This is a genomic window from Saccharopolyspora karakumensis, assembly GCF_004349225.1.
Classification (GTDB): domain Bacteria; phylum Actinomycetota; class Actinomycetes; order Mycobacteriales; family Pseudonocardiaceae; genus Saccharopolyspora; species Saccharopolyspora endophytica.
Genome location: NZ_SMLA01000026.1, coordinates 49,966 through 71,734 on the forward strand (window position 1 = coordinate 49,966; position 21,769 = coordinate 71,734).

19 protein-coding genes are annotated in these 21,769 nt (G+C 70.7%); 14 read left to right on the top strand and 5 right to left on the bottom strand.

Translation table 11 applies throughout. The features are described 5' to 3' along the window. Nucleotides 1-575: 575 nt before the first annotated feature. From E1202_RS17765 to E1202_RS17775, 3 genes are all read right to left on the bottom strand, one after another. Complete coding sequence (locus E1202_RS17765; protein ID WP_132684271.1) at nucleotides 576-1,874, bottom strand: MFS transporter; 1,299 nt, start codon at nucleotides 1,872-1,874, stop codon at nucleotides 576-578. Further along, the gene (sbnA, locus tag E1202_RS17770) at nucleotides 1,871-2,875 is read right to left on the bottom strand and encodes a 2,3-diaminopropionate biosynthesis protein SbnA (protein WP_328590994.1); all 1,005 of its coding nucleotides are present in this window, start codon (nucleotides 2,873-2,875) and stop codon (nucleotides 1,871-1,873) included. Before sbnA ends, E1202_RS17765 begins: the two co-directional genes overlap by 4 nt. A 216-nt stretch (nucleotides 2,876-3,091) precedes the next feature. After that, on the bottom strand, nucleotides 3,092-3,574 hold the full coding sequence (locus tag E1202_RS17775) for a hypothetical protein (RefSeq protein ID WP_132684273.1): 483 nt from the start codon (nucleotides 3,572-3,574) through the stop codon (nucleotides 3,092-3,094). Nucleotides 3,575-3,827: 253 nt separating this feature from the next. On the opposite strand from E1202_RS17775, the gene E1202_RS17780 reads away from it, so the two are divergent. From E1202_RS17780 to E1202_RS17825, 9 genes are all read left to right on the top strand, one after another. Then, nucleotides 3,828-4,661, top strand: coding sequence for an aldo/keto reductase (locus tag E1202_RS17780; protein WP_132684274.1), 834 nt, complete (start codon nucleotides 3,828-3,830; stop codon nucleotides 4,659-4,661). A 107-nt stretch (nucleotides 4,662-4,768) separates the two neighbouring features. Then, nucleotides 4,769-5,680: a glutaminase gene (locus tag E1202_RS17785; protein WP_132684275.1), complete on the top strand. Its 912-nt coding sequence runs from the start codon at nucleotides 4,769-4,771 to the stop codon at nucleotides 5,678-5,680. A 345-nt stretch (nucleotides 5,681-6,025) separates the two neighbouring features. Further along, nucleotides 6,026-7,342, top strand: a complete 1,317-nt coding sequence (locus E1202_RS17790; protein WP_165943897.1) for an alpha/beta fold hydrolase — start codon at nucleotides 6,026-6,028, stop codon at nucleotides 7,340-7,342. A gap of 701 nt (nucleotides 7,343-8,043) precedes the next feature. After that, the gene (locus E1202_RS17795; protein ID WP_207918722.1) at nucleotides 8,044-8,316 is read left to right on the top strand and encodes a circadian clock KaiB family protein; all 273 of its coding nucleotides are present in this window, start codon (nucleotides 8,044-8,046) and stop codon (nucleotides 8,314-8,316) included. 4 nt (nucleotides 8,317-8,320) lie between these two features. Next, nucleotides 8,321-9,820: a circadian clock protein KaiC gene (kaiC, locus tag E1202_RS17800; protein WP_207918724.1), complete on the top strand. Its 1,500-nt coding sequence runs from the start codon at nucleotides 8,321-8,323 to the stop codon at nucleotides 9,818-9,820. A 19-nt stretch (nucleotides 9,821-9,839) separates the two neighbouring features. Further along, complete coding sequence (locus E1202_RS17805) at nucleotides 9,840-10,910, top strand: PAS domain-containing sensor histidine kinase (RefSeq protein ID WP_132684279.1); 1,071 nt, start codon at nucleotides 9,840-9,842, stop codon at nucleotides 10,908-10,910. Nucleotides 10,911-11,250: 340 nt separating this feature from the next. After that, complete coding sequence (locus E1202_RS17815) at nucleotides 11,251-11,730, top strand: cupin domain-containing protein (protein ID WP_132684280.1); 480 nt, start codon at nucleotides 11,251-11,253, stop codon at nucleotides 11,728-11,730. Continuing rightward, a complete protein-coding gene (locus tag E1202_RS17820) occupies nucleotides 11,718-12,488 on the top strand; it encodes an IclR family transcriptional regulator (RefSeq protein WP_132684281.1) in 771 nt (256 codons plus the stop codon). Before E1202_RS17815 ends, E1202_RS17820 begins: the two co-directional genes overlap by 13 nt. Before the next feature lie 161 nt (nucleotides 12,489-12,649). Beyond that, on the top strand, nucleotides 12,650-13,186 hold the full coding sequence (locus E1202_RS17825) for a sigma-70 family RNA polymerase sigma factor (RefSeq protein WP_132684282.1): 537 nt from the start codon (nucleotides 12,650-12,652) through the stop codon (nucleotides 13,184-13,186). A gap of 4 nt (nucleotides 13,187-13,190) precedes the next feature. Here E1202_RS17825 and E1202_RS17830 read toward each other — a convergent pair whose 3' ends face one another. After that, entirely contained in the window at nucleotides 13,191-15,008 is a 1,818-nt protein-coding gene (locus E1202_RS17830) for an Hsp70 family protein (RefSeq protein ID WP_235878586.1), read from the bottom strand. A 147-nt stretch (nucleotides 15,009-15,155) separates the two neighbouring features. On the opposite strand from E1202_RS17830, the gene E1202_RS17835 reads away from it, so the two are divergent. The 3 genes from E1202_RS17835 (at nucleotide 15,156) to E1202_RS17845 (ending at nucleotide 18,274) form a co-directional block, all read left to right on the top strand. After that, nucleotides 15,156-15,704, top strand: a complete 549-nt coding sequence (locus E1202_RS17835; protein WP_132684283.1) for a sensor histidine kinase — start codon at nucleotides 15,156-15,158, stop codon at nucleotides 15,702-15,704. Beyond that, nucleotides 15,695-16,360: a response regulator transcription factor gene (locus E1202_RS17840; protein ID WP_132684284.1), complete on the top strand. Its 666-nt coding sequence runs from the start codon at nucleotides 15,695-15,697 to the stop codon at nucleotides 16,358-16,360. The genes E1202_RS17835 and E1202_RS17840 overlap by 10 nt, the downstream gene beginning before the upstream one ends. A gap of 93 nt (nucleotides 16,361-16,453) precedes the next feature. Next, complete coding sequence (locus tag E1202_RS17845; RefSeq protein ID WP_132684285.1) at nucleotides 16,454-18,274, top strand: hypothetical protein; 1,821 nt, start codon at nucleotides 16,454-16,456, stop codon at nucleotides 18,272-18,274. Here the strand turns inward: E1202_RS17845 and E1202_RS17850 are convergent. Then, nucleotides 18,252-19,199 (bottom strand): sensor histidine kinase, encoded by a 948-nt coding sequence (locus E1202_RS17850; RefSeq protein WP_132684286.1) that lies wholly within the window; start codon nucleotides 19,197-19,199, stop codon nucleotides 18,252-18,254. The genes E1202_RS17845 and E1202_RS17850 overlap by 23 nt on opposite strands. Nucleotides 19,200-19,357: 158 nt before the next feature. Between E1202_RS17850 and E1202_RS17855 the strand changes: the two genes are divergently transcribed. Together E1202_RS17855 and E1202_RS17860 are read left to right on the top strand one after the other, a co-directional pair. Next, entirely contained in the window at nucleotides 19,358-20,521 is a 1,164-nt protein-coding gene (locus E1202_RS17855; RefSeq protein WP_132684287.1) for a 4-oxalomesaconate tautomerase, read from the top strand. After that, nucleotides 20,518-21,540 (top strand): amidohydrolase family protein, encoded by a 1,023-nt coding sequence (locus E1202_RS17860; protein WP_132684288.1) that lies wholly within the window; start codon nucleotides 20,518-20,520, stop codon nucleotides 21,538-21,540. Before E1202_RS17855 ends, E1202_RS17860 begins: the two co-directional genes overlap by 4 nt. The last annotated feature ends 229 nt before the right edge of the window (nucleotides 21,541-21,769 follow it).

The following is a 21,769-nucleotide window of genomic DNA, read 5'->3' on the forward strand; positions in this document are numbered from 1 at the left end:
CCCCGCGTCAGCCCCGCCGCCCAACCCCGGCGGGCAGATCAGAGCGAGGAGACTCTGCGCCCGCTGCGCGCCCCGTTCACCGCCGACGAAGCCGGAGGCCCGTGATCGAACGCATGCGCCATGCTGCACGGACCGTCGTGTCCTGGTGGTATGAGCGAAGTTCTGACGACACGTCGCGCCGGTGCTGTTGGAGCCCGGTGACCACGGTGTTGGTCATCGCCCCGCAGTTTCCCCGAGAACCGGGTGGCCGCCATCGTTGTGAACGGCGCCCGAGCGCGGCGGGGGACGTCTACGCTGAGCGCCGTGAACCAGGTGGGTCCCGGTGCGGGCGCTAGAACTGAGCCTTTCCAGGTCGATCTGCGCGGTGTCGTGGAAATCCTGCCGCAGCACCTGTATTCGAGTACGCGGGTGTCCTGCGGGAGCTGTTGCAGAACGCGCGCGACGCGATCGTGGCGCGCGCCTACGACGTCCGCAACGGCACCGGGCACCACAGCGCGCTCCTCGACCGCCGGTGGTTCGCGGACGTGCGGTGACCAGCGTGGTCCACGTCCCGGGATCGTCCGGGTGTGCCACGATCACGGCCGAGTCGAGTACCGGATCGGACGTGTCTCGGCCAGATGGTCGTGGGTGCGCTTCTCGTCCAGGTACGGCTTGACGGCCAGCAGGCACCCGAGTCCGCAGGCCCCGGCCATGATGAGCACCGTGCTGGGTGTCGTGAGCATCGCGATCAGCGGTCCGGCCAGCAGCGGGCCCGCGGATTGGCCGATGAGCAGGCAGCTGTTGGCGGTGCTGACGAACCCGCTCTTGTGCTCGGCGGGCGCGTGCCTGCTGAAGTGCAGGAACACCGATTGGGCGAGGGCGGCGAAGCAGAAGCCCTGCACCAGGCGCAGCGGGATCATCGCGTAGGGGTCCAGGGGCAAGGACACGAGCGCGATGGCGGCCGCGCACCCACCGGCGGCGAGGGCGAAGGTGCGCAGCGGCCGTCCGGTGCGGTCGTTGCGCTTGCCCCACCAGAACGAGCCGAGCAGGGTCGCGCTCCACATCACCGAGTGCAGGACGCCCACCCACAGGCTCGCGCTGCCCCGCTGGGCGACGATGCCTTCGACGTGCTCGGCGTAGACCGGGATCAGGCCGTAGACGCCGAAGTAGACCCCGACGGCGGCCGCGGCCAGCGGCACCGCCCCCGGCACCCGCAGGACTGAAGGGCGTTGCCGCTCCGCCGGTTTCGCCTCGGTGCGATGTTCCGGGATGCGGCCGGGTTCGCGCAGCGCCCACGCGCAGGCCACCGCGATCGCGGTCGCGATCCCGGCGATGACCAGCATGAGCCGGGGCAGGCCGCCCGAGCCGACCAGCAGGCCACCGGCGATCGGCCCGGCGAGCGCACCGGCCGCGGTGGCGCTGAAGGACTTGCCCAGCGTTGAGCCGCGCTTGTCGTCCGAGCCGGTGGAGCCGGCGAACGCGGCGGCGGCTTCGACGACGCCGCCGAGCGTGCCCTGCAGCAGGCGGCCGACCACGAGCAGCGCGGGGGAGCCCGCCGTGGCCATGACGACCATGGCCACGGCCAGGCCCAGCAGCGCGCGGACCACCATCCACTTGCGGCCGATGCGGTCGCCCAGCCGTCCCCACAGCGGGGTGACGACCGTCAGGGCCAGGGCCGGGGCGGCGATGGCCACTCCTGCCCAGGTCTGGGTCTCGGCGACTCCGCTGGTGCCGATCTGCTCCAGGTAGAACGGCATGATCGGCACCAGCATCATCAGCCCTGCGGTGTTGACGAACTGCCCCGCCCACAGCAGGGCCAGGTTGCGCCCGTGGCCGCTGGTGGCGTCCGCTTGCTGCGGCGAGGCCGGATGCCGTGTGCGCACGGTGCGGGTCACGGTGTCACCGCCTCGTGCTCCTGCCACGGGTCGGGCAGATTGGCGACCCACTCGTCGTCGTAGACCAGATCGAGGTAGCGCTCGCCGCGGTCGGGCAGCACCGTCACGATCCGGGCGGGGCCCTCCAACCGGGAGACGAGGTGCTCGACGCCGGCGATCACCGCGCCTGACGACCCGCCGGCGAAGACCTTCTCGGTGGCCAGCAGCCGTCGGCACCCGGCGGCGGACTCGGCGTCGGCGACGTGCACGACGTCGTCGATCTCGGCCGGATCGCAGATCTCCGGGACCCGGCTGGCTCCGAAGCCGGGGATCTGCCGAGCTCCGGCGGGGGCGCCGAAGATGACCGAGCCGACGGCGTCGACGGCGATGACCTTGAGGTTCGGGTGGTCCTCGCGCAGGCGTCGCGCGATGCCCTGGATGGAGCCCGTCGTGGACACCGCGGCCACCAGGTAGTCGAGGGGACCGTCGACGGCGTCGAGGATCTCGGCACCGGCGGTGTCGTGGTAGGAGCGCCAGTTCAGGTCGTTGGCGTACTGGTTGACCTGCGTCGCGTTCGGGATCGAACGCACCAGTTCCTCGGCCCGGCGCACGCGCGAGTGCAGGTAGCCGCCGGCCTCGTCCGGCTCTGTCACCATCTCGACGTCGGCGCCGAACAGCTCCAGCAGGCGCAGGTTCGTCGAAGACGTCTTGGGGTCGACCACGGCGGTGAACGACAACCCGTGCAGCCCGGCTGCCATGGCCAGGGCGATGCCGAGGTTGCCGGAGGTGCTCTCCACCAGCCGCATGCCGGGGCGCAACGTCCCGTCGGCCAAGCCCTGTTCGACGATGAACCGCGCGGGGCGGTCCTTCATGCTCCCGCCGGGATTGAGCATCTCCAGCTTGGCGAGCACTTCCACTTCGGGTTCGGGGAAGCAACGGCTGAGTCGCACCATCGGGGTCGATCCGACACAACCGATCACCGAATCGTGGATCACTGCGAACCTCCAGGTTTCGGGGCGCACTTCGGTGCGCCACCGCGATGAGAAGAGCGGAAAGCGTGAACCGAGGCGCGTACGACGACTCGCGTGCCGGAGAAGCCCGGCGACAACGGGGATGCGTCACCGTCGCGCGAGAGGAGATCCCGTCCGGGAAGGCGATTCGCGGGGGAGAACGCGGAGAGGGCACGCGTTCATCGGGAATTCACCCGCGATGTGGTGGACGAGGACCCGGTCCTGCTCTCAGGTTCGTGCGATGCACGCGAAGTGGAGGAAAGAGGTTCCGGATGCTCTCCACGGTGGTCGGGAGAACCAGTGCCGAAGTCGCTGAGCCCACGCGGGCTCGGTGCGCAGCGCTGCGATCGCCGCTGCGGCGAAGGCGAGCGCCAGGAGGAGGAACCCCAGCTCAGACGGGGTGTTCAGAGATCGGGTGGGAGCGACCGCGCTGTGGTCAGGACCGACGTGGCAGTGCGGATCCCCGTGGTTCTGGCCGCCTTCGTGGCTGGTCATGGCGTCGTTCGACAACGCGGGGAGGTGGGTGTCGTGGTGCCCGCCCGGCTCGCCGTGGTGCGCGCTCGCCGAACTCGACAGCGACATCATCGCCGCGTGCCCGGGAAGCGCGTGCGCAGGCAGGAGCACGAGGGGAACGAGGAGGAAGCCCAGCACGAGAAGAGGAAGTGCCAGCCACTTCCTCGATCCGCGGTGCTGTGCCGTTGGCTCCTTCACGGTCCCCAGACTAGAGAGCTCGTCGAGCGGTTGCGAAGTCCTATGTCATCTCTCACGCGATGGGTGCGGAATTCGACGTCCCCGCTGGGGAGAGTCGCCGGATCGCACCCTGCGACGAGGGTTCCGCGGCGGTTGGCGCGACGGCTCGTCGGGACCGCCGTGCGGTTGCTGCCGCGTGGGCGGGCGCGTTCCCTAGACTGTGGTCGCGCCCGGCACGGCCTGCTCGTCGACAACGCGAAACGGAGTGCGAACGATGCGACACCTGCGACTGCCTTCCGGTGGCGACCTGCCCGTGCTGGGGCAGGGAACCTGGGGGATGGGCGAGCGCGGTTCGGACCGCGCGGCGGAGGTCGCGGCGCTGCGGCACGGACTCGACCTCGGCATCGGTCTGATCGACACCGCTGAGATGTACGGCAGCGGTGGTGCCGAGGAAGTCGTCGGCGAGGCGATCGGCGGTCGGCGGGACGAGGTCTTCCTGGTCAGCAAGGTGTTCCCGCACAACGCCGACCGGCGGGGCGCGATCGAGGCGTGCGAGCGCAGCCTGGGTCGGTTGGGGACCGATCATCTCGATCTCTACCTGCTGCACTGGCGGGGCGGGACACCGCTGTCCGAGACGCTCGAAGCGTTCGAGGAACTGCGCGACAGCGGCAAGATCGGCCATTTCGGGGTCAGCAACCTCGACACCGACGACATGCGGGAGCTGTGGGCACAGGAGGGCGGCAGCGGTTGCGCGGTCAACCAGGTGCTCTACAACCTGACGCGGCGCGGGATCGAGTTCGACCTGCTGCCGTGGTGCCGGGACCGGGAGTTGCCGGTGATGGCGTACTCACCGATCGAGCAGGGCCGGCTGCTCGGGGACCCGGTGTTGGGGCGGGTCGCGGAGCGCCACGGGGTCACCCCCGCGCAGATCGCCATCGCCTGGGTCCTGTCCGGTGACGGTCTCTGCGCCATCCCGAAGGCCGCCACTCGCGACCACGTCGAGGAGAACCACGCGGCCCTGGAGATCCGGCTGTCGGCGGACGACCTCGCCGAGCTCGACGCGCAGTTCCCGGCGCCGGACCGGGCGACACCGCTGGAAATCCTCTGACGGACGCGCGTCGGTGCTCGGGTCACGTGGCTGCGACTCGCCGCGGATCGCGGCTCGTGCGGCCTGCCGGTCTCTTGTGGACCGCAACGATGACATGATGGTCGCTCGTGGAGCTGAACCAGTTGCTCGGGCGGATCGTCGATGAGGTCGCACCGCTGCGCGGGAGCGGGGTGGTCGCGGACTACATCCCGGCGCTCGCGAGGGTCGATCCTGCTCATTTCGGCATCGCCATCGCGGACCGCGAGGGGCGCGTTCACGGGACCGGCGATTGGCAGATGCCGTTCTCGGTGCAGAGCATCTCGAAGGTCTTCACCCTCGCGCTCGTGCTGGCCGGCAGCGATGAGGCGCTGTGGCGCCGCGTCGGACGGGAGCCCTCGGGCAACGCCTTCAACTCCCTGATCCAGCTGGAACACGAACGGGGGATCCCGCGGAACCCGTTCATCAACGCGGGCGCGCTGACGGTCACCGATGAGCTGATCTCGCAGGTCGGTGACGCCAGCGGCGAGCTGCTGGCGTTCCTGCGCACCGAGAGCGGCAACCCGGACCTGCGCGTCGACGCCGAGGTGTCGGCTTCGGAGGCCTCGCACGCCGACCGCAACCTGGCGCTGACGCACTTCATGGCGTCCTACGGCAACATGCGCAACCCGGTCGGGACGGTGCTCGACCAGTACGTCCGGCAGTGCTCGATCGAGATGAGCTGCCGCGACCTGGCCCTGGCCGGGCGGTTCCTCGCCGCGCACGGCGTGCGCCGGGACGGTTCGGAGCTGCTCACCCGCAGGCAGGCCAAGCGGGTCAACGCGATCATGCTCACCTGCGGGACCTACGACGCCGCAGGCGATTTCGCCTACCGCGTCGGGATCCCGGGCAAGAGCGGCGTCGGCGGTGGCATCCTCGCGATCGTCCCGGGACGTTGTGCGATCGCCGTGTGGAGCCCGGGTCTGGACGCCCGGGGCAACTCCGTTGCCGGGGTCGCCGCGCTCGATCACTTCACCACGCTCACCGGCTGGTCCATCTTCTGACCGAGCTGGTCGATCTTCGAGTGGCGGCACGGTTGAGTCCACATGAGAATGTCGCTCACCAGTGAAGTCGCCGAGGTGGACCCGGCCTCGCGCCAGGCTCCACTGCGACGACGAGGGGGAGGGGCCATGGCCGTGCCGCGCGAGAACACGAGGTTCCGAATCCACAGCTCCGACCTCATACGTCCGCTGAGCGCGCGCTGATCTCCAGGCGCTGACACGCGGCCAGGCGCGGCGACGCCTGGTGCCGCCATCGCCGCACTTCCGCGGCCGAATCCCATCACTCGCAGGCGAATGACCTCCTCCGGTCATTCGCCTACCCGGTCACGCTCATCTCTCGGGGGAGTCATGCGCGCAATCAGTAGGTCGTGGGGACGGGCTCTCGCGACGATCACCACCGTCCTGGCCGTGACGGTGATCATCCCGTCGGCAGCTGCCGGTCCCGCTCTCCAGGACTCGCGGGACTTCGGCACGCCGACCCGGTCGCCGGGCAAGACCTGCCCTTTCGTCGGTGAGCTGCCCGTGCGGCTCCCGGCGGTGGCGGTCCAGGCGAACACCCCGCTGCCCGCGCTGCCGGAGCCGTCCGTGCCCAGCACGATCCACGGCGAGCTGTGCATGAGCGAGGCCACCCAGGCCCGAGCGGCGGCCACCGGTCAGCCGCCCGCCGTGCTGCTCCTCGTGCACGGGCTCACCTACGGCACCTGGTACTGGGATCCGCCCTTCCAGCCCGGGACGTACTCCACCGTCAACCGCCTGCTCGACCACGGGTACGCGACGCTGAACATCGACCGCATCGGCGCGGGCCGCAGCGACCACCCGCTCAGCGCGCTCATCACTCCCCACGCCGCTGCGGAGACGGTCCACCAGCTCATCACCCGGCTCCGCAACGGCGATGTCGGCGGAACGCCGTACCCCCGAGTCGGTCTCGTCGGTCATTCCTACGGCACGGCCGTGGTCTGGTTGGAGACCGCGATCCACAACGATGCCGATCTCGTCATCGGCACGGGCTACAGCAACAGGTTTCGGCTCGAGCAAGGCGTGAACCTGCTGTCCACGATGATCCCCGCGGCTCTGCAGCCCGCGCTGCCCCCAGCGCGCTGGAAAGCCGATCCCGGCTACCTGGCCTCACGCCCGGGAACCCGCCCCCGGCTGCCCTTCTTCCACGGGCCCGGCGCAGATCCCGGGATGCTCGCGGTCGACGACAGGCTGCAGAACCCCATGACGGTCACCGAGCCGCTCGCCCTGAGCCGCGAGTACGACGGAACGCACAAGGGAATCCGCATCCCCGCGTTCCTCATCAACGGTCAGCACGACGACTTCGTCTGCGGTCCCGGCGGATCTTCGTGCCGCACCGCCGCCGGTGTCCACGACTCGCCGGAAGCGCTCGAACGCGCGGGCTCAGCGCTCGCCGACTACGAGGCCCCCGGGTTCCACCCGCACGCCTGCCTGCGCGCGGCCGTCATCCCCGCCGCCGGCCACAACATCGCCCTGCACCGCAACTCCCACCAGGCCTCGGACACCATCGCCCACTTCGCAGACCAAGCCCTGGGCGCCACGGGAACCAACGCCGAGCCCTACCGCGCCACCTGCAGCACCCGCCCCAGCGGAATCACCGACGTCCTACCCGATCTCACCAGACTCGTGCCCGACCTCCTGCCGCGGTGATCCCTCCGGGACTCACCGCGTCACGAACCCGGGAGCGTCGAGTTCAGCCGAAGGCGGCGGATTCCCGGTTTCAGCGGAAGTCAGGAACCTGATTTCCACTGAAATCCTGGACGCTGGGCGACCACCACGGGACGGGGCGGTCCGACGACCCGGAATACCGCCGTGATCGGGAACCCGAATACTGCCGTAATCGGGGAGCGGATTGCTGCCGCAATCCGGTGGTTCGGACAAGGCCAGTGGCTCGTCGGTGGGCGGTGCCAGTCGGACCCACAGTTCATCGGGCAGTGGCGGGAACGATCGCGACGAAAAAGCCGGGTTGTTGACGCGCCCGGGTCAGTCGAGGGCGTTGGCGAGGCGGTTGCCGAGGTCGGTGAGGGTGTTCTCGTCGCCGGGGACGTCGGGCTTCCAGGGCAGCCCGGAAGCGCACCGGCCACGATCGGGCAGAACACGCACTGATCACCCATGCGGGCGAGATTAGCCGCAGGACAACGGCCGGTGCCAAGGGTTTCCCGATCCGCTCGGAGTCTTGGGGAGCGTTCACCGTGAGATCGCAGCCAGGTCGGGTGTTCGCGGAGCGCGGTGTCCGGCGCGTTGGGGGACGATGGGCCGGTCGGCGGTGCGAGGCGCGGTCGCACGTCCGTTCGGCTCGGTGTGGGCGGGAGCGCGTGTTTCAGGTGGCTGAATTTACGTTCAGGTTGTTCGTGGTCGGGCAGACGGAGCGCTCCCAGGCCGCGAAGATCAACCTGCGTGCGGTGTGCGAAGACCGGGTGCCCGGCCGCTACGAGATCGAGGTCGTCGACGTCGCGGAACGCCCGGACCTGGCAGGGGAGCTGCGGATCCTGGCCACGCCGACGGTGGTCAGGATCGCGCCGTTGCCGCAACGGCGGGTGATCGGGGACCTCTCGGACCACAGCCGCATCATGGCCGCCCTCGGCCTGCCCGATGCCGATGCGCTGTTCTCGGAAGGAGGGTGACCGCGTGAGCAGCAGCGATGCGATCGGACGGCTCCCGACCGGCATCAGCGGTTTCGACCAGGTCGCGTTGGGCGGGCTGCCCGCCGGGCGGTCCACGCTGGTGACCGGGACGACCGGCAGCGGCAAGACGCTCTTCGCCGTCGAGTTCCTCGCCCACGGCATCCGCGCTCTCGACCAGTCCGGTGTCTTCGTCACGTTCGAGGAGACCGCCGCAGCCATCCGCCGCAACGCCCGCTCGATGGGCAAACCCATCGAACTGTGGGAACGCGAGGAGAAGTGGACCTTCGTCGACGCTTCGGACGACGTCGAGGAGACCTCCACCGTCGGCGACTACGACTTCTCGGCGCTGGTCGCTCGCATCGAACACGCGGTCCGCCGCACGGGTGCGACGCGCGTGGTGCTCGACTCGATCGGCGCGATCCTCACCCGGTTCAGCGAGGCCGGGAACATCCGCCAGGAGTTGTTGCGGATCGCGTCCTCCCTCGAGAACATCGGGGTCACCTCCGTGCTGACCGCTGAGCGCACGGAAGAGCACGACGGCGTGTCGCGGTTGGGCGTCGAGGAGTTCGTGCTCAACAACGTGATCATCCTCCGCAACGTCCTGCGCCAGGAGCAGCGCCGCCGCACCGTCGAGATCGTCAAGTTCCGCGGCGCCGCCCACCGCACCGGCGAGTGGCTGTTCGCCATCGACCCGCAGGAGGGGATCGTCGTCATGCCCCTGGCGTTCCTCGGGACGCGGGCGCGGGCTTCGCAGACCCGCGTGTCCTCGGGCAACGCCGAGCTGGACGAGATGTGCGGTGGCGGCTTCTACCGAGACGCGATCGCTCTGGTCAGCGGCTCTTCCGGAGCGGGCAAGACGTTGGTCGGACTGCACTTCGCCGCCTCCGCGCTCGATGCTCAGGAGCGATGCCTCTTCTACACCTTCGACGAGACCCGCGAGCAGCTCGTGCGCAACGCCGCCGGCTGGGGAATGGATCTGGACGCGATGGAGGAGACCGGACTGCTGAAGGTGGTCTCGGAGTACCCGGAAGAATCCTCGATGGAGGACCACTTCATCCGACTGCGGCGCAACGTCACCGAGTTCGAGCCCCGCCGGATGGTGATCGACACGCTCTCCGCGCTCGAGCGGATCACCACACCGCGGGCGCTGCTCGACTTCCTCGTCGCGCTGGGGGCCGTGCTGCGTCCCCGCGAGATCACCGCACTGCTCACGTCGGCTGCCGGCCCCCGTCTCGCACCGTCGCTCACCCCCGACGTCGCCGTGGAGGTCGCCAGTCTCGCCGACGTCACGATCCTGATCCGCGACTTCGAGCAGGGCGGCGAGGTCCGGCGGGCCATCGCCGTCGCTCAAGCTCGGGGCACAGCGCACGACCACCGGATCCGCCAGGTGGCCATCGACGGCCTCGGCATGCACATCGGCGAACCCCTGCACGGCGTGTCCCGCGCCCTGTTCGCCAACCCGCTGGTTCCCGAGCAGCCGCAACCGCCGACCGAGCCGCGCTAGCCGGCGGAACGGTGATCCGATGAGCGACCGGTCGAACGCTCGATCCAGCGGAGAAGGCGAAGCGGGGACCTCCGGCTCTCCGTTCCAGGACGATGGGGTCCAGGACCTGGTGACGGCCTCAGCGGATGGGATCGTCGCGGTCGACCATCGAGGAGTCATCCGCTCGTGCAACCCGGCCGCCGAAGTGATGTTCGGCCGACCGGCAGGAGATCTCGTCGGAACCCCGTTCGGCTTTCCGGTGGTCGCTCAGGAGACCAGCGAGATCGAACTGCTCGCACCCGGCAGACCACCGCGGGTGGTCGAGATGCGGGTGACCAGCACGACCTGGCAAGGCGAACGCATCCACGTCGCGGCCCTGCGCGACGTGACACGCCACAAGGAAGTCGAGCACGACCTCGAAAGCGCGTTGGAACGCCAGACGACGATCGTCGCGGTCGCCGCCCACGAGCTCCGCACACCGGTCGCCGAGATCAAGCTGCTCGTGCACCTCCTCCGGGACCACCTCTCCGCGAACAGCGATCAGCACGGCGTCGAGGTGGTCAACCAGGTGATCAACCGCATGGAAGGCCTCCAGGCGCTCATGCGCAAGCTGCTCACCGCGTCCCGGATCGATGCGGAGGAATCCCGCTCCTTCCCCAAACCCGTGGCGGTGCTCGCGCTCATCCTCGAACGGCTCGCCGACTGCGGGGACAAGGCCCAGGACGTGAAGGTCTCGTGCAGCCCGGATCTCGCGGCTTTCGTGGACCGACAGGACTTCTCGGAGATGCTCATCATCTACCTGGAGAACGCGTTCATCCACGGAAGTCCGCCCATCGAGGTTCGAGCCACCGAGCGGTCGGGCCGGGTGGAGATCCGAGTGCGCGACAGCGGGTCGGGAGTTCCGGCGCAGTTCGTGCCCCACCTCTTCGAGCGCTTCAGCCGCGAGCCGAACGCCGGGCGGGATGTCGAAGGAACCGGTCTCGGGCTGTGGATCGTCCGCAGCCTCACGGAAGCCAACGACGGAAGCGCCTGGTACGAGCACGACGACGGGGGAGGAGCCTGCTTCTGCCTCCACCTGCGGAAACCCGAACACCCTGATTCGACCGGGTAGAAACCGGCCGGTCGTGGTCGCCCCGGGTTTCCGCATCGTCGCACGGGTTTATGGGGCGGTGACGGTGGAATCCACGAGTGGTAACCGATCAGGACCCGGTCGAACCCGGCCTCCTCGTGGGCCCGGGCGAACCAGCGGAGGTAGTCGCGGTCGACGGCCGGCCCGCTCGGCGGGCGGAACTCCGAGGTGTCGGCGGTGCGGATCATTCCCACGAACTCGACGGCCATCTGGCATCTCCGATCTGCCGTCCCACATTGCAATATCGTCGTCCCACGCGGTATGAACGTGGCGGGGTGGGCATCAAGGCCGACCACTATGTAGGAACAGCGAGGAGAAACCCTTGTCAGGAAACGAGAACCGGCCCGGCGGCACCGCGGACTGGCATCAGAAGCTGGAGCACGTCCGCGGCGGCGGGCTCACCGCCGACACCAACCAGACCTCCGGCATGCGGCGCTTCGAGGCCATCTCGGGCAAGACCGTCGGCTCGGAGAAGCTGTGGATGGGCCGCACCCACGTCGGGCCGGCCACCAACTCCGGCGACCACCACCACGGCGAGGCCGAGACCGCCATCTACGTGGTCTCCGGACACCCCGTGTTCGTCTTCGCCGAGGGGGCCGAGGAGGTCCGCGTCGAGACCGAGCCGGGCGACTACATCTTCGTGCCGCCCTACGTCCCGCACCGCGAGGAGAACCCCTCCGCCGACGAGGAGGCCGTGGTGGTCATCGCCCGCAGCACCCAGGAAGGCATCGTGGTGAACCTGCCGAGCCTGTGGGCCGAGGTCGACCCGAACGCCGAGGGCGGCGGCGCATGTCGGAGCTGACCGGGGAACGGCGCTCGGGCACCCAGTCGGTGGACCGGGCGATGGCCGTCCTGCGCTGCTTCGAGAAGGCCGAGCAGCTGACCCCCACCGCCGTGGCCACGCAGCTCGGCCTGACCGTCAGCACCGCGCACCGCATCATGCGCGCCCTGCACACCGCCGACATGCTCGCGCAGGACCCGGGCACCGAGCGCTACTTCCTCGGTCCGACCACCGCGATCCTCGGCAGGCTGGCGCTGGAGCGCATGGGGACCACCGTCATGCACCCGGTCCTCACCGCGCTGCGCGACCGGACCGGCGAAGCCGTCAGCCTCGGCACGCGCATCGGCGACGAGGTGGCGGTGCTGGTGCAGATCCCCTCGACGCACCCGCTGCGCTACGACCAGGAACCCGGCGCCCGCAACCCGATCCACGTCTGCGCCATGGGCAAGGCGCTGCTGGCCTTCGGCACCGAGCCGGCCACCATGCCCGAGCCGTTCCAGCGCCACACCCCGAGCACGATCACCACCCACGCCGAGCTCGCCGACGAACTCGCGCGTATCCGGTCGCGGGGTCACGCGTTGAACGACGAGGAACGTCTCGTCGGCGTGCGGGCCGTGGCGGCCCCGGTGCACGACCAGACCGGGCACGTCATCGCCGCGGTCGTCGTCCAGGGACCCACCGTGCGCTTCGGTGACGACAGGGTGGACGATCTGGTCCGCGCGGTCACCGACGCGGCCCGGGAGCTGTCGTCGCTCTACCGGACGTCGGGTGGGGGATAGCCCTACCCCCTTGCGCGGGTCAGCCTCCCCCGAAAGTGCGGGACAGCACCGGGGAACGGAGGGACAGACCCGACGATTCCTGCCGCGAAACGCGAAAGCATTCCTCTTGGTCACGGCCGGGTAGGGCTTCCCGGATCACCCGTCGAGAGAGGAATGGCGAAATGGACACCAAGAGCACCATTCGGCCCGTAGCCACCGACATGGACGGTGTCATTCGCGAGCACGGCGCCGCGCTGCTCTCCTACGCCACTCGCTTGACGGGGGACCGCTACCTCGCCGAGGACATCGTGCAGGAGACCTGGCTGCGGGCGTGGCGGCACGCCGACCGGCTCAGCAACGGCAACGGCTCGGTGCGCGGCTGGCTGCTGCGCGTCGCCCACAACGTCGCCGTCGACCAGCACCGCAGCCGGAAGGCGCGGCCCACGGAGGTCGCGTTCGAGAGCGAGGAGCTGGCGAACCGGGCCGTGCAGTCCGCGCCCAGCGACGAGGTCGAGAGCCGGATGGTCGTCGACGAGCTGCTGGACCACCTCTCCCCGGCGCACCGCAGCGCGGTCGTCGAGGTCTACGTCACCGACCGCACCACCGCGTCGGCCGCCACCGCCCTCGGCGTTCCGGTCGGGACGGTGAAAAGCCGCCTGCACCACGCGATCCGGTCGCTGCGCACCCGTTTCGCGCCGCGCGTGCTCGAAGTCGCGTGACGCCTCAGCTCAACGCGCCGCAGGGAGTCGCGTCGGTCACCTGGGGCTCGATGCGCACGTCGGCGAAGGTGATGTCCATCCGGCGCTGGGACCACACCAGGAACGGCGTGTTGACCCGTCGCTGGTCGAGCCCGCCGCTGACGAAGCACGACAGCGGGATCTTCACCGTGGTGCGGTGTTCCGGCGGGAGGTTGGCGAACAGGTGGCTGGCCGGGACCTCGGAGCGGCAGGGGAACTCGCAGTGCATCCCGATCTTCGTGGTCTCGCCGGTCGGCGGGGTGTGCACGATCGCGTCGAAGACCAGGGCCCCGTCGTTCGCGGAGTAGGCCGTGAGGTCGAGGGGGCCGCGAGGGCTGTTGGTCTGCAAGTACACCTGGGCGGGCTTGTCCTCCATCCACGACACCCGCAGGCCCTCGTTGGCGGGGTCGGTGACCGCCTTGATCACCGAGCCCTGCTCGGTGCCCTCGTCGAAGATGTAGGAACCGCCCCAGTTGACGTCGGATCCGAGGTACCCGGCGAAGGGTTCGAGCACCTTGCCGTCGTAGACGGGCAGCGGACCTGCCGGCGGAGCGGGTTTCTCGGCGACCGCGCCCCTGGTCGCGTCGGAATCGCTGCCGGTGGTGGCGAACACGGTCACGCCCACGCCGATGACCAGGGCCGCCAAGGCCGCGACGGCGGGCACCAGCCAGCTCTTCTCGCGCGCTGCTTCCTGCGGAACCGGCTGGGGAGCAACGGGTTCCGGGGCTCCCTCGGGCGCGACGGCGGGTCTGGGCTGCGTCGCGGTGCGCGCAGCGCCCAGCGCGACGGTGAACTTCGGGTGCAGCGTGACCCGGACCGGCTTGTTGAACTCCTGGGACAGCATCTGCGCGACCAGCGGGACGCGGGACGAACCGCCCGCGAGCAGCACCGCGGAGAGGTCGTCGGCGCGCAGCCCCGCCGAGGTCGTGGTCCGGTGCAGCGCCTCGGTGGTCAGCTGCACCGACGGCCGGATCATCTCGTTGAACTCCAGCCGCGTGATGGTCACGCCGCGCGGGCCGGAGGGCAGCGGGATCGTGAGGTTCACGTCCGGCTCGGTGGAGAGCTCTTCCTTGGCGCGCACGCACATCGCCTGGATCGTGGCGAGCGCGGACGCCGCCCTGGGCTCGGTCGCGTCGAGCCGGCTGATCGCGCCGTCGAGCCGCTGGTCGATGTGCGCCAGCAGCGCCTCGTCGAAGTCGATGCCGCCCAGGTGCTCGATCCCCTCCGGCGTGCCGAGGATCTCCATGCGTCCGGCGCGCATTCGCAGGATCGTGGTGTCGAACGTGCCGCCGCCGAGGTCGTAGACGGCCACGACCTCGCCGTCTTCGAGCCTGCGCTCGGTGGAGTAGTGGGTGGCGGCCGCTTCCGGCTCGGTGATCAGGCGGAAGTCCTCCACGCCCGCCAGGCGGGGAACCTCGGTGAAGTGCTCCTGCCGGTAGGGACCCCAGATCGCCGGGTAGGTCAGCGCGACGGATTCCGGCGCTGCGCCCATCTCCCGGGTCACGATGTCGAGGGCGTCGCGCAGCTGCGCGGCCATCAGCGCCGCGGGCGAGTAGGCGGAGCCGCCGAGCACCAGCGGCGTGGGATCGCCGAGCCTGCGCTTGAAGTTGCGGGCCACCTGAGCCGGGTCGGACACCGCGCTCAGCGCGGAGTTCCCGGTCAGCAGCGCACCGTCCGGAGCCGGGTGCGCAACTGAGGGGATGACCACCTCGGATGACAGCGACACCATGCGGGTACCGCCCTCACCGCTGACCGCGGCGGAGGTGAACGAAGTCCCGAGGTCGATGCCAACGCCGTAACGCACCTTGTGTGCTCCCTTCGCGTCAGCAAAAGATAATCACAACTCAGCTCGCGTCAACCCTATGCGAGCCGGAGAACCGTGGGGATAGCCCTACCACCGCAACGGGCTGGCACCCTTTTGCCGGGCAGCCGCTCGCGCGAGGCTGGGACGATGGTCGGGAGTGCGGGCAGGTACAACGTGCGGGGTGGCAGGTGGCTGCCCGGCTGGCTGCGCGTGCCCGGCCGAGGTGCCGCCGAGTACCGGTTCGAGCTGGAACGCGCGCTCAACGACGGCCCCGCGGCGGGCTTGTCGGCGCTGGCGGTCGAACTGGACCTGTTCTCCGCCGGGGTCGCCGACCTGCGCGTGTCCTCGCGCATCGAGACGCTGCGGGAAACGGTCATCTCGCTCATCGAGAACCTGCGCCAGCTCGGCGGGATGATCCACCCGCCGGTGCTCGCCGAAGGCCTGGAACCGACCTGCCTGTCTCTCGCCGAGCGCTACGACCTGCGGATTCGGCTGGATCTGCCGGAGCACGAGCTCGGCCCGCAGGCGCGAGTGCGGACCGGTCTCCTCGTCGCGGATCACCTGGCTACTCTTGAACCCGGTACGACCGTGCGGGTGCGAGTGCGAGGCAGGAGGGTCGTGCGCGTGCGCATAACCGAGCAACGGCCGGGTTCGTCGACCTGGCGCAACCTGCGGGCGGTGCTGCTGTGCGGGTAGCCATCGCCGAGGACGGCGCGCTGTTCCGGGAGGGGCTGGTCCTGCTGCTGCAGGCCGCCGGGCACGAGGTCGTCGGCTGCGTCGGCGACGGTGATTCGCTGCTGGGGATCGTGGCCACCGAGAAGGTGGACGTCGCGGTCCTCGACATCAGGATGCCCCCGGAACCCGACGGAGGGCTGACCACCGCCGAGAAGATCCGGGCCCGCAGCCCCGAAACGGGCCTGCTGCTGCTGTCGCACTACGCCGAGACGCACTACCTGATGCGGGTGCTGGAGATCGGCGCCGAACGCATCGGTTACCGGCTCAAGGAGCGCGTCGCGGGCGTTCAGGTGCTGGCCGACACGCTGGACCGCATCACCGCCGGCGAGATCGTGATCGAGCCGACGCTGGCGAAACGCCTGGTCGAGGCGCCCGCCCGGCGGGCCGACAGCCCCATCTCGTCGCTGACCGAGCGGGAGGTGGACGTGCTGCGCCTCATGGCCGAGGGTCACGCCAACAACGCGATCGCCAAGGAGCTGTTCGTCTCCGCCAAGGTGGTCGAGAAGCACACCGCGTCGATCTTCACCAAGCTGGGACTCCCGCGCGACCAAGCCATGCACCACCGCAGAGTCCTGGCGGTCCTCGCGTACCTGAGGTCCAGCCGGATCGAAGGTTAGGAGCGGGCGAGGAATTGCCCCGCGGCGGTGCGGGCTCACGTCCCACACCGGAAACAGCGGCTCCGCCGCACTCGTGAACAGGACCTAGCGGTGATGCGGAAGAACAGGCGCGCGCACGACGTGGTGGCCTCCGCGCCTCCGGAGCGCTTGGCCGGTGCCCTGGTCGACCAGCTGGCCGACGCCGTCGGCGGCCAGGCCGCCTACTGCGTGCCCGCGACCGACCGGCCCGAGCACTTCGACGTCGTCGCCGCGTCCCCCGCGGAGGACCGCACCGGACCCGTCGAGGAGTCCGCCCGGGAGCCGGTGCGCGGCGGGGGAGTGCTGCTGGTCGCCGGTGCCCGGCGCTGGGGCGCCAAGGAGCAGGCGGCGTTGCGCGACACCGCGGGGTGGCTGGCGGTGACGGCCGACGTGGACCGGCTGCGCGAGGACCACGCCCGCGCCGAGGAGCGCTTCCGCGCGCTGCGCGGTGAGGTGACCGCCGCGCGGGAGCGGCTGGCGCACGTGCGCGATCTGGAGCGGCGGCGGCTGGTCCGCGCGATCACCACCTCGACGCTGCGCGACCTCGACGAGCTCCGGCGGCGGCTGCGCGGTTTCGGCGAGCACCTCGCCGAGGGCGGCGAGAGGGCCCGGATCGCCGAGCTCGGCACCGCCGTGGACGACATGCTCGACAACTTCCGCACCGTCGTGCGCGGCGTCTACCCGGCGATGCTGCCGGACAAGGGCCCGCGGGCGGCGCTGGAGGAGCTGGCGGCGACGTTGCCGCACCCGGTCCGGTTCTCCGGCGACCTGGGCAGGCGCGTCGGCTGGCAGATCGAGTCCGGCTTCTACCACGGGGTCGCGGCGGTGCTGAACCTGCTGGCCGGCGAGGGGATCAACCGCGAGAACCCGGCCGTCGAGGTGGAGTTCGGGCGCGACGAGGCGCTCTGCGCGCGGGTGCGAACCTCGATCGGCGAGCTGTCGGCGGCCGATCTGCGCGCCGCGCTGCACCAGGACGCCGAACGCCTCGCGGTCCTCGGCGGGGCGATGGAGTGCTCGGTGACCGGGGGCGTCGCGGTGGTGTCGGTGCGCCTCGCGGACCGGACGACGACCACCATCACCTCCCGGGGCGAGGCCAGCGCTCTGTTCCAGCTGGTCACCGACCTGGTGAAGCAGGGGCAGGAAGCGGCGGGCTCAGGGCCGGCCCGGGCGGGCTGGGACGCCGTGGCCGCGCGGCTGGTGCAGCCGCCGCGCCTGGCCGTGGTCTCCGACGCGGGCGGGCCGGATTCGTCCGAAGTGGACAGCGCGTCGGTGCTCGGGGTGACCGTGGTGTTCGCCGACGGCCCCGCCGACCGCGCGCTGGCCGAGGAGATCGTGGCCGACGACGGCCCGCGCGGCTCGGTCGACGCGGTGCTGTGCCGGGTTCCGCCCACCTCCGGGTTCCGGGCGGTGCTGCGCAGCGACCGGCACCGGGTGGAGGTCAGCGAGACCGCGAGCGCGGACGAGCTGGCGCGCAGGCTGATCACCTGGGCGCCGGTGATCGCGGCCCGGCGCGCGCTGGTCTCGGTGCGCGCTCTGCTGCCGGGGCTGCCCGCCGATCACTCGCTGCGGTGGTCGGTGGACCGGATCGCCGCCGAAGCCCACGAGATCACCGAACTGGACCTGCTCGACGAACTCCTGAGCGGTGAGACGCGCCTGCTGCGCGGGGTGTCCGGGGACGCCGCGCGGCTGCTCGGCGCGGAGGGCACCGACCCGCGCTCCCGCCTCGGCCTGGAACCGGAGGCCAACGACGAGCAGGTGCGCGTCGCCGCGCAGCGAGCCGCGGAGCGGTGGCGGGCGCACGCCGTCCGGCCGGTCACCGGTGGCCGGGACGCGTCGGTGTGCGAGGCGCTGGTGCGCACCGCCGAGGGACTGCTCAGCGCGGGACGACGCCCGTGATCGTGGTGCCCTGACCGGGCGCTGAGCGGACGTCGATGGTCCCGCCGACGGTGGCCATCCGCGCGGAGAGGTTCGGCAGTCCGGGGTTGCGGTCGGTGATGGCGAATCCGGGCCCGTCGTCGGAGACGACGAACTCGAGTCCCCGCGCGGTGTCGCGGACGACGACGGTGATGGTCGCGCCGGGCGCGTGCTTGTGCCCGTTGTTGACCGCTTCCAGGCACGCGAAGTACACGGTGGACTCCACCAGCGGAGGGTAGCGGCGGTGGAATCCCGCGGTGTCGAGGGAGACGTCGTCGTGCGCGTCGAGTTCGGCGACCAGCGCGCCCGCGAGACCTTGGGTGGACAGCGGGATCGGCAGGATCCCCGCCGCGGTATCGGTCAGCGCCTTCTCGGCGGCGTCCAGTTTGGACTCCAGCTCGGCGAGCCGTTCCGGGGTGGCGCCGGTGTGCTCGACCAGCGCCATCGACATCTTCAGCGCGACCAGGTGGTGCTGGGCCCCGTCGTGCAGGTCGCGTTCCAGGCCGCGCCGCTCCTGCTCCATCTCGACCGTCGTGCGCCACCGGTCGTCGACGAGTTCGCGCGCGGCGGCGTCGCCGTCGCGGCGGAGCCGGTCGGTCTCGGCGGCCAGTCGCAGCGCGGTGAGCGGTGGGCCGAGGACGGTCGCCAGCGAATCGACGGGCCCGGCCGATTCGGGGGCCACGGCCAGCACGGCCTGCACCTCGCCGTCGTGCTCGACCGGCCGGCTGAGCCAGCGCTCGGCGCCGTGCCCCCACTGGTGGCGCTCGCCGGCGATGGTGAGCGCGCAGCCGGTCGCTCCGAGCGCGGTGCCGATGACCTGCGCGAGCGACAGCGCGTCCGGGGCGAGGTCGAGGCGGGCGATGTGGTCGGTCACGGCCTCGACGGCTCGTTTCTCCTGAGCGCGCATCTTCCGAACGGTAGCGGTGTGCGAGGAGGCCGTCGCGGTGCGGTCCGGCTGATCAGAAGTGGTGCGCAATCTGGAGACTAATTTTGTCGAAAAGATTGTGAACAATCGTGTCCATCGTTTAGGTTCCTCGCAACGAGATGACCCGATGGAGGACTGCCATGCCAGCCGACACCGCGCGCCGCCGCGGTTCGCAGACCGCGATCCCGTGCCTGCTCATGAGGGGTGGCACCTCGCGGGGACCGTTCTTCGACGAGCGCGCGCTGCCCGCGGACGCCCGGGCCCGCGACGCCGTGCTGCTGGCCGCCCTCGGCTCGCCCGACGAGCGCCAGATCGACGGGATCGGGGGAGCGCACCCGCTGACCAGCAAGGTCGGCATCGTCGCCCCCGGCACGCGGCCCGGTGTCGACGTCGAGTGGACGTTCGGGCAGGTGCAGCCCGGCGGTACCGCCGTCGACATGACCGCCAACTGCGGGAACATGCTGGCCGCCGTGCTGCCGTTCGCCGTCGAGACCGGCGTGGTCGAGCCCGCCGGCGAGGTGACCACCGCCCGAGTGCTCACCCGCAACACCGGCATGATCGCCGAGATCGCCGTCCGCACACCCGCCGGACCCGACGGTCGACACCACGTCGAATACGCAGGTGAGGCGCGCATCGACGGCGTCCCCGGCAGCGCCGCGCCGATCGAGATCGGCTTCCTCGACACCGCGGGCTCGGTGGCGAGCTCCCTGCTGCCCACCGGCAACGTCCGCGACACCGTCGAGGTCGCCGGGATCGGGCAGGTCGAGGTGACGCTGATCGACAACGGCCAGCCGCTGGTCGTCGTCGAAGCCGCCCGGCTCGGCGCCACCGGCTACGAGACGCCGGCCGAGATCGACGCCGACGACGCGCTCAAGGCCAAGGTCGAAGCCCTGCGCCTGGTGTGCGGGCGCGCCATGGGGCTCGGCGACGTCGCCGACAGGAACTACCCGAAGATGACGCTCGTGGCGCCGCCGGAGCACGGCGGCAGCGTGTCCACCCGCAGCCTCATCCCCCGGGTCGCCCACCGGTCCATCGGCGTGCTCGCGGCCGTCACCGCCGCCACCGCCTGCGTGCTGGAGGGCAGCGTCGCCCACGACGTCGCCACCGGCATCACCGGCACCGAACCGACGGTGTCGGTCGAGCACCCCTCCGGCGAGTTCAGCGTGACCCTCGGGCTCGATCCCGCCGACCCCCAGCGGGTCGTGCGCTCGGCGCTGCTGCGCACCGCCCGCCTGCTGATGTCCGGCGACGTGCTCGTCCCATCTGCCCTGCTCACCCCCGCCGCGAAGGAGCGCTCCGCGTGATCATCGACGTCCACGGCCACTACACCACCGCCCCGGCGCCGCTCGGCCGCTGGCGCGACGCCCAGGTGGCCGGACTCGCCGACCCGACCGGGCGGCCGGACCCGGCGGGGCCTGTCATCAGCGACGACGAGATCCGCGAGTCGCTGGAGACGCAGCAGCTGCGCCAGATGGACGACCGCGGTATCGACGTCACAGTGTTCTCCCCGCGAGCCTCCTTCATGGCGCACCACGTCGGCGACTACGAGACCTCCTCGACGTGGGCGCGCATCTGCAACGACCTGTGCCACCGGGTCGCCGAGCTCTACCCGCGGCGCTTCGCCTTCGGCGCGATGCTGCCGCAGTCGCCCGGCGTCGACCCGGCCACCGTGGTCTCCGAGCTGGAGCGGGTCGTGGACCTGGGCGCGGTCGCGGTGAACATCAACCCCGACCCGTCCGGCGGGCACTGGACCTCGCCGCCGCTGACCGACCGCCACTGGTACCCGGTGTGGGAGAAGCTCGTCGAGCTGGACGTGCCCGCCATGGTGCACGTCTCGACCAGCTGCAACCCGGCCTTCCACACCACCGGCGCGCACTACCTCAACGCCGACACCACGGCCTTCATGCAGCTGCTGCAGGGCGAGCTGTTCACCGACTTCCCCGAGCTGCGACTGGTGATCCCGCACGGCGGCGGCGCGGTTCCCTACCACTGGGGGCGTTTTCGCGGTCTGGCGCAGGCGCTGGGCAAGCCCGAACCCGAGGAAGCGCTGCTGGGCAACGTCTTCTTCGACACCTGCGTCTACCACCAGCCGGGCATCGACCTGCTGCTGGACGTCATCCCGCACTCCTCGGTGCTGTTCGCCTCGGAGATGATCGGCGCGGTCCGCGGCGTCGACCCGCGCACCGGTCACCACTTCGACGACACCCGCCGCTACGTCGAGAACGCCGGCCTGTCCGCCGAATCCCTCGCCGCCATCGAAGAGGGCAACGCCCGCCGCGTCTACCGGCGCCTGAACGCCCGCCTGACCGCCCAGGACCGCTAGGAGCTGTTGAGGAGGTGCTGTGCGTAGCGGTGCGGGTGGCAGGACCTGAGCGGTTCCGCGGACTCCGTGCGCCACTCCTGATGCATGCCAATACACGGCGTCGCGGCGCACTCGCCACGAAACCGCTGAAGAACCTGCGGCGGTGCGAGCTGAGTCCCACACCTGAAAGCAGCAGCTGCGAAGTACTTTCCACAACTTGCACGACCCGCCACCAACGAAGGAGTTCTCC

Coding starts and splice junctions, on each gene's coding strand:
- E1202_RS17780 (WP_132684274.1), top strand. CDS start 3,828: ATGCGACACCTGCGACTGCCTTCCGGTGGCGACCTGCCCGTGCTGGGG.
- E1202_RS17790 (WP_165943897.1), top strand. CDS start 6,026: ATGCGCGCAATCAGTAGGTCGTGGGGACGGGCTCTCGCGACGATCACC.
- E1202_RS17805 (WP_132684279.1), top strand. CDS start 9,840: ATGAGCGACCGGTCGAACGCTCGATCCAGCGGAGAAGGCGAAGCGGGG.
- E1202_RS17820 (WP_132684281.1), top strand. CDS start 11,718: ATGTCGGAGCTGACCGGGGAACGGCGCTCGGGCACCCAGTCGGTGGAC.
- E1202_RS17825 (WP_132684282.1), top strand. CDS start 12,650: ATGGACACCAAGAGCACCATTCGGCCCGTAGCCACCGACATGGACGGT.
- E1202_RS17835 (WP_132684283.1), top strand. CDS start 15,156: ATGGTCGGGAGTGCGGGCAGGTACAACGTGCGGGGTGGCAGGTGGCTG.
- E1202_RS17845 (WP_132684285.1), top strand. CDS start 16,454: ATGCGGAAGAACAGGCGCGCGCACGACGTGGTGGCCTCCGCGCCTCCG.
- E1202_RS17850 (WP_132684286.1), bottom strand. CDS start 19,199: ATGCGCGCTCAGGAGAAACGAGCCGTCGAGGCCGTGACCGACCACATC.
- E1202_RS17855 (WP_132684287.1), top strand. CDS start 19,358: ATGCCAGCCGACACCGCGCGCCGCCGCGGTTCGCAGACCGCGATCCCG.